This window comes from Kitasatospora sp. NPDC059803 (assembly GCF_042732255.1).
Lineage (GTDB): Bacteria > Actinomycetota > Actinomycetes > Streptomycetales > Streptomycetaceae > Kitasatospora.
Genome location: NZ_JBHWIJ010000062.1, coordinates 1 through 6,895, shown reverse-complemented (window position 1 = coordinate 6,895; position 6,895 = coordinate 1). Strand labels below are relative to the sequence as shown.

Sequence of the window (6,895 nt, the reverse complement as noted above, 5' to 3'; positions counted from 1 at the left end):
CCGCCGCCCTGCCCCCCCCCACCGCGCCGCCGGGCGGCGCGCCCCCCGCGCCCGCCCCCCCCCCCCCCCCCCGCCCCCCCGGCCCCCCCCCCCCCCCCCGCGCCGCGCCCCGGCTCGACCTGACCAAGACCGAGTTCGACCTGCTGGAACTGCTCCTGCGCAACCAGGGCACCGTCCTGACCCGCCACCAGATCTACGAACGCATCTGGGGCTACGACTTCGACACCGACTCGCGCTCGCTCGACGTCTACATCGGCTACCTGCGCCGCAAGACCGAGGACGGCGGCGCGCCCCGGCTGATCCACACCGTGCGCAACGTCGGCTACACCGCCAGGACCGCCTGATGCTGCGCACCAGGATCGGCCTCGTGGTCCTCGCCTCCGTCCTGCTGGCCATCGCCGTACCCGTCACCGCCGCCTACCGCGGCGTCAGCACCCTGGTCGCCGACCAGCTCGACCGGAGCCTGGAGGACCGGGCCCACACCGTGCTCGCCGCCCTGGACCTCGACCGCCCCCCGCCCGCACGGCCCGACACCGTCGAACAGCTGCTGCTGCCCGACGGCACCACCCGGCCGCTGGGGGCCCCGGGCGGCCCGGCGCTGCCGGTCTCGGACCGGGCCCGGGAGGTGGCCCGTACCGCGCAGGGCGCCCACCAGGAGGACGCCACCGTCGACGGCACCCCCTACGGCATCCTCACCAAGGCCCGCCCCGACGGGCAGGGCGCGGTGATGATCGGCCAGACCTACGCCGGGGCGCAGACCGTCGACGACGCGTTCCTGCGCCGCATCACCTGGACCAGCGCCGCGGCCGCGGCCGCCTCCGCGCTGCTCAGCTGGCTCGTCCTCGGCCGGATCCTGCGCCCGGTGCGACGCCTGGCCCGCGCCGCCGAACACATCACCACCACCCGCGACCTGGCCACCCCGCTGCCCGCCGCCGGCCGCGACGAAGTCGGCCGCCTCACCCGCGCCTTCGAGGCGATGGTCGGCGCCCTGCGCCGCTCCCGCGACCAGCAGCAGCGCCTGGTCCAGGACGCCAGCCACGAGCTGCGCACCCCACTGACCTCGGTACGCGGCTGCGCCGAACTCCTCCAGCGCGCCCGCGGCCGGCTCGCCCCCGCGGACGAGGAGCAGATCCTCGCCACCCTGGTCACCGAAACCGTCGCACTCGACGAACTCGTCCGCGAGCTGGTCGAGTTGGCCACCGACCAGCAGACCGTGGAGGACCCGGAGCCGGTGGACCTGACGGCCGCCGCCGAGGACAGCGCCCGGCGCTTCCGGCGCCGCACCGGCCGCGAGATCACCGTCACCGCCGAACGGCCCGTGCCGGTGCAGGCCCGCCCGCGCGCGCTGCAGCGCTGCGTGGACAACCTGGTCGGCAACGCCGTCAAGTTCAGCCCGGACGGCACCCCGGTGGAGGTCCACGTCACCGGCACCCGCCTCGCCGTGCGCGACCACGGGCCCGGCATCGCCCCCGGCGACCGGCAGGCCGTCTTCGAGCGCTTCCACCGCGCCGCCGCCACCCAGTCCACCCCGGGCTCGGGATTGGGCCTGGCCATCGTCCACGACCTCGTCGCCGCCGACCACGGCACCGTCTTCGCCACCGCCGCCCCCTCCGGCGGCGCCGAGGTCGGCTTCCACCTGCCGCCCGCACCGGAGGGCTGACGGCCCGCCCGGAGGTCGGGACAGCGGGTCGGTGATCGGCGAGCCCCGGCTTGGTGATCTGCGAGCCCGGCTGAACGGCGTGGCCCGGCGCGGACGGGTCGGCGCGTCAGTCGGGCCGTTCGGCGTTGCGGGCGCAGCGGAAGCCGGCGTGGCCGCTGGAGCTGTCGGGGGTGTTGGAGCTGCGGGCGGCGACGCGGTAGCGGTTGCAGTAGGACTTGTGGCACAGGTGGGAGCCGCCGCGGATGACCTTGGCGGTTCCGGTGGCGGGGCCGGTGGGGTTGGCCGGGGTGGGGGATGCGGGGTGGTCGGTGGTCCACCAGTCGGCGCACCACTCCCACACGTTGCCGGACATGTTGTACAGGCCGAAGCCGTTCGGCGCGAAGGCGCCGGCGGGGGCGGTGGCGCGGTGGCCGTCCGCGGCCGTGTTCTTCGCCGGGAAGGTGCCGCGCCAGATGTTGCAGCGGTGGGTGCCGTCGGGATCGAGTTCGTCGCCCCACGGGTAGCGGGCCTGTTCGAGTCCGCCGCGGGCCGCGTACTCCCACTCCGCTTCGGTGGGCAGGCGCTTGCCGGCCCAGGAGGCGTAGGCGTGCGCGTCGTTCCAGGAGACGTGGACGACGGGGTGGTCGCCGCGGTCGGCGACCGTGCTGCCCGCACCCTCGGGCCGGTCCCAGGCGGCTCCGGTGACCGCGCACCACCAGGGGGTCCGCTCCACCCGAGCGGCGGTACGCCGCACGGCGGCCGGGAGGAAGCCGGCGAAGACGTAGGACCAGCCCAGGCGTTCGGCGTCCGTGCGGTAGCCGGTGTCGGCGGCGAACACGGTGAACTGCTCGTTGGTGACGGCGCGGGCGTCGATGAGGAACGGGTCCAGCCGGACCTGCCGCACGGGTCCTTCGCCGTCGTCGGGGAAGCCTTCGGAGTCGTCGGTGCCCATCAGGAACTCGCCGCCGGGCAGGAGGACCATGCCGTCCGCGGGCCCGGCGGGACGCGGAGCCGCGAGGCGGAGCGGGCGGATCGCGCCGGGGCCTCGCGAGGGCGTGCAGCAGGGCGCCGAGGGCAGGTTCACAGGTTCCTCCGGGAGTGGGTTCAGCCGGGACTGGGTTCAGCCGGCCGTGCAAGGCGGGCCGGGGTCAGGCCAGGGCCGCCCGGCGCCTGAGGTCGAGCTCCCGCTGCACCCGCTGCACGTCCTTCGCGTAGGGCAGGTGGAGGAGGGTCAGGAAGGCGCCGTTGACGAGCATGAGGACCACCAGGACCGCCAGGAACACCGGGCGGAGTCCGACCGCCTGGCCGAGGAAGCCGGCGCCCAGGCCGAAGGCGGCCCACGCGAGGGCTTCGAAGACCGAGACGTAGATCGTGAAGGCGGTGGCCCGCAGCTCCGGCGGGGTGACCGCCATGACCATCGGGCGGTTGAGGCTGGGATTGACGCCCTGGGCGACACCCATCAGGCAGAAGAGCAGGGCGTAGGCGCCGATGCCGCGGTAGTGGACCTGGGTGCCCAGGAAGGCGAGGACGGCGAAGGCGACCTGGGCGCCCTGGAGCGCGCCGGGAAGCCCGTGGCGGGGGCTGCGGCGGGTGGCCCAGTCGGCGAGGAAGCCGCCCAGCAGAGTGCCCAGCAGGTATCCGATGCCCAGCGGCATCAGGACGACGGCGGCTCGCTGGGTGGTGAAGCCGAACACGTCCACCAGGTAGACGACGGCGAACGAGGAGAGCAGCAGGTGTCCCGAGAGCAGCCGCGACACCAGGAGGATCGCGAAGCTGGGGATCTTGAACAGCGAGACGACGGTGGCCAGGTCGACCTTCGTCCGGGACTCGCGGGCGGCCCGGTCGAGGTCGGCGAGTTGCCGCTCGGCCGCGCCGCGGCCGGGGTCGCGGAAGCAGAGCAGCAGCACCACGCCGAAGAGGATGTTCAGGACGCCGACGCCCCACAGCCCCCAGCGCCAGCCGTCGTGGACTCCCGCCAGTTGCCCGATGAGCGGGCCGAGCACCGAGCCGGCCAGTGCGAGCGCACCGTAGAGGGCGCCGACGGCGCGGCCGCGCGACGCCGAGTCGAACAGGTCGCCGATGATCTCGGAGACCAGCGGCTGGGCGGCCGCGTAGCCGGCCGCGAGGAGCGTGACGAAGACCAGCAGCTCGGTGAAGTTCCTGGAGAAGCCGGCGGCCACGCCCCACACCCCCCACAGGCCGGTGGACAGGACCAGGACGCTCTTGCGCGACCAGCGGCGTGCCGCCCACACCCACAGGGGGGCCGCGAGCACGCCGATCAGCTTGCCGGCGGCGGTCAGGACGCCGAGCGAGCCGAGGGTGAGGCCGAGGGCATTCCTGATGACCGGGAACAGGCCGGTGACCAGGCCGGCCTCGGTGCCGTCGACCAGCATGGCGCCGCCGAGGACCGAAAGCTGGGTCCAGCGGCCTCTGACCGGGGGTGGGCCGGTCCTCGTGGCGGGCCCGGAGGTGCCCTCGATAAGGTCGGACATGCGCGACTCCGCTCTTCGCATCGTTCGTCACAGGGGCAGTGCGGGGGAAAGGGGGCGTGCTCGCCGGTGACGGGGCTGCAACCCCGTCACCGGCACCTCGCGCGCCGGCTGGGTCGTGCGCCGGCGGGATCGTGCGCCGGCTGGGTCGTGCGCCGGCGGGTCAGAGAGCGGCGAGCTCCTCGGCCACCCGGCGCAGGGCCGACACGTCGGTGAGGCCGCCGGCCAGGGCGGCGACGTCGATCAGCGGCGTCGGGCCGAGGAACTGCAGGAATTCTGAGTCGACGATGCCGGGCAGGTGCCTGCGCATGACCTCCACGGCGACCGGGTCGGAGATCAGGGCGAACACCGGGGTCCGCAGCGAGAAGCGTCCCGAGGGGTAGTCCTCCGGGCGGGGCAGCGGCTCGGCGGTCCGGTCGGCCTGCTCGCGCTGGGCGCGGACCAGCAGGTGCTCCGCGCCGACCGGGCCCTCGGCGGGCAGGCCGAGGCGCTCGTACTGGCTCGGCGGTGCGTCGCCCGCGCGCATCAGCTCCACCAGCAGGGTCGCCATCCGCAGCTCGGCCGCGTCGTCGACGAGGGGGGTGCGCTGCTCGGGGTCGCCCTCCAGGTCGAACAGCAGGGTGCCGTGCTGATAGGGGTTGATGAAGGTGCGGCCGGGGACGCGCAGGGTGCGCACGCCCTTGGTGAAGGTGAACGGCTCCGCCAGCTGGAGGTTCGCCAGCTCGGCCGGGGAGAACCGCCCGCGCATGTGGGTGGGCATCAGCGTGTGCTCCAGCAGCGGCGCGTTGTGCGCCGTGGCGGGGGCGCGCATGTAGACGTAGCGGCCGTCGGTGACGTTGACGTGGCCGCCGTGGATTCCGAACAGGGCCGCCTCCCGTACCGGGGTGTCCTCGGCCACCGGCAGCGGGCGGCCCTGCACGTCCGCGGGGCGCTCGATGCCGAAGTACTCCAGCAGCGTCGGTGCGAGGTCGATCGTCTGCACCAGGGCCCGACGCCGTTCCCCGGCCCTGCCGGCCCGCGGGTCCCACACGAACAGCGGCAGGTGGACCAGTTCGTTGTACCAGGGCTGGACGGTCTTGCCCCACCAGCCCTTCTCCCCCAGCAGCAGGCCGTGGTCGGTGTTGACGATCAGCAGGGTGTCGTCCCACAGGTCCTGCTCGTCCATCAGGTCCAACACCCGCCCGAGGGAGTGGTCGCACATCGACAGCAGCGCCGCGTACTCCAGCCGGGCATGCTCGACCTGGCCGGGGGTCTCCACCACGCGCTTGTAGTCGGGCCAGTCGAAGTGCGGGCCTTCGTAGTCGTGCGGGTAGAGGTCCTTGAACCGCTGGTGGCTGAAGAACGGCTCGTGCGGGTCGAAGGTCTCGATCTGCACGAACCACCGGTCCGCGTCCCGGTTGGTGCGGACGAACTCCAGGCCCGCGTCGAAGGTCAGCGTCTGCGGGTGGCGGTCCTCGGTCGCCAGGTGCGGGCGGTTCACCCAGTCCTGCCGGTAGGACTCGAACCGGAGCTTCTTCAGGTCCTCGGGGATCTCCGGGTCGGCCACCTGGCCCTTCCACGGGTCGCCCTCCTGGCCGCGGAAGAACTCCCAGGTGTTGTACCGGCCGTGGTAGGTGGCACCGCCGTCCTCCCAGTAGTGCGGGTGGTCGCTGACCAGGTGGGTGTACACCCCGTTCTGCTTGAGGAGTTCGGGCATGGAGTCGTCGAACGGCTCCAGCGGGCCCCAGCTGCGGTGCAGGAAGTTGTACCGGCCGGTGTGGATCTCGCGGCGGGCCGGCATGCACGGCATCGACCCCGCGTAGGCGTGGTCGAAGGTGACGGACCGCTCGGCCAGCCGCGCGAAGTTCGGCGCGTGCGTCCAGTCCCCGCCGTAGGGCGGCAGCATGTGCCGGTTGAGGCTGTCGAACATCACCATGATCGCCTTCATGCGGCGCTCCCCTCTCCGGCCGGTGGCGTCTTGTGCCCCGGCTGCCACTGTTCGAGACGCCGGAGCATGCGCTCCAGCCAGGCCACCCATGCGTCCATGGCGCCGGCGCCGTACTGGTGCAGTTCCTCGTAGACCTCGCGCGCGAGTTCCTGGTCCAGCTCGGGCAGCGGGTCCTCGAAGCGGACCGTGCGGTCGCGGGGTCGGTTGCGGGCGATCTGCTGGCGCCGGTGGTCCAGTTCGGTGCGGATCAGCCGGATCGCCGCCTCGCGGTCCAGGACCGCGGCGAAGGCGAAGCGGGAGAGGAAGTCCGCGTCCTGGAACCGGCTGGGCGGCTCGTACGGGGAGCGCACCCACTCCATCAACACTTCCCGCCCCACGGGCGTGAGCCGGTACACCTTCGCGTCGGGACGCCCCTCGCGCGGATCGACCTCGAAGGCCACCCAGCCGTCCGCCATCATCCGCCCCAACAGGCGGTAGATCTGGCTGTGGTGAGCGCGCGAGCGGAGGAACTGGCCCTCCGTCTCGACCCACTTGCGCAGGTCGTACCCGCTGAACGGCCGGCCGGCCAGCAGGGCGAGCAGGACGTACTCGAACTGCATCGAGCCCCCTATGTGCGGAATCACTTATGTGCTCAGTGTTCTATCCGCGACATGGGGGACGTCAACGCGACGGGCGGCGAATTATCCGACCGTTCATAGGAGTTCACGGTGATTCACAGTGCGCAGCACCTGCGCCGCCGGCGGGGATGCCCGGTGCGGCCGCGATGAAACAGGCTCTTCCGGGGAAAACGGGCGCCCCGCGGCGCGTGGGGGGGCACCCCCACCACCCCCCCGGCGCGCG

General features: G+C 73.4%; 6 protein-coding genes. 2 read left to right on the top strand and 4 right to left on the bottom strand.

Annotated features, from left to right (window positions below):
• A partial coding sequence (locus ACFV6I_RS13275) for a winged helix-turn-helix domain-containing protein (protein ID WP_380425091.1) occupies nucleotides 1-344 on the top strand: 344 nt, incomplete at its 5' end.
• Nucleotides 344-1,660, top strand: coding sequence for a sensor histidine kinase (locus ACFV6I_RS13270; protein WP_380425088.1), 1,317 nt, complete (start codon nucleotides 344-346; stop codon nucleotides 1,658-1,660). The genes ACFV6I_RS13275 and ACFV6I_RS13270, both read left to right, overlap by 1 nt.
• A 106-nt stretch (nucleotides 1,661-1,766) precedes the next feature.
• Here the strand turns inward: ACFV6I_RS13270 and ACFV6I_RS13265 are convergent, their stop codons facing one another.
• The 4 genes from ACFV6I_RS13265 to ACFV6I_RS13250 all read right to left on the bottom strand — a co-directional run bounded on the left by ACFV6I_RS13265 (nucleotide 1,767) and on the right by ACFV6I_RS13250 (nucleotide 6,654).
• Nucleotides 1,767-2,621, bottom strand: coding sequence for a formylglycine-generating enzyme family protein (locus tag ACFV6I_RS13265; protein WP_380425086.1), 855 nt, complete (start codon nucleotides 2,619-2,621; stop codon nucleotides 1,767-1,769).
• Nucleotides 2,622-2,787: 166 nt separating this feature from the next.
• A complete protein-coding gene (locus tag ACFV6I_RS13260; RefSeq protein ID WP_380425084.1) occupies nucleotides 2,788-4,131 on the bottom strand; it encodes an MFS transporter in 1,344 nt (447 codons plus the stop codon).
• A gap of 160 nt (nucleotides 4,132-4,291) precedes the next feature.
• Nucleotides 4,292-6,055, bottom strand: coding sequence for a sulfatase (locus ACFV6I_RS13255; protein WP_380425082.1), 1,764 nt, complete (start codon nucleotides 6,053-6,055; stop codon nucleotides 4,292-4,294).
• Nucleotides 6,052-6,654 carry a PadR family transcriptional regulator gene (locus ACFV6I_RS13250; protein ID WP_380425079.1) on the bottom strand — a complete coding sequence of 201 codons (603 nt, stop codon included), beginning with the start codon at nucleotides 6,652-6,654 and terminating at the stop codon, nucleotides 6,052-6,054. The genes ACFV6I_RS13255 and ACFV6I_RS13250 overlap by 4 nt, the downstream gene beginning before the upstream one ends.
• Nucleotides 6,655-6,895 lie beyond the last annotated feature (241 nt).

Excerpts from the sequence above, each read along its gene's own strand:
- ACFV6I_RS13270 (WP_380425088.1), top strand. The coding sequence starts at position 344 with ATGCTGCGCACCAGGATCGGCCTCGTGGTCCTCGCCTCCGTCCTGCTG.
- ACFV6I_RS13265 (WP_380425086.1), bottom strand. The coding sequence starts at position 2,621 with ATGGTCCTCCTGCCCGGCGGCGAGTTCCTGATGGGCACCGACGACTCC.
- ACFV6I_RS13260 (WP_380425084.1), bottom strand. The coding sequence starts at position 4,131 with ATGTCCGACCTTATCGAGGGCACCTCCGGGCCCGCCACGAGGACCGGC.
- ACFV6I_RS13255 (WP_380425082.1), bottom strand. The coding sequence starts at position 6,055 with ATGAAGGCGATCATGGTGATGTTCGACAGCCTCAACCGGCACATGCTG.
- ACFV6I_RS13250 (WP_380425079.1), bottom strand. The coding sequence starts at position 6,654 with ATGCAGTTCGAGTACGTCCTGCTCGCCCTGCTGGCCGGCCGGCCGTTC.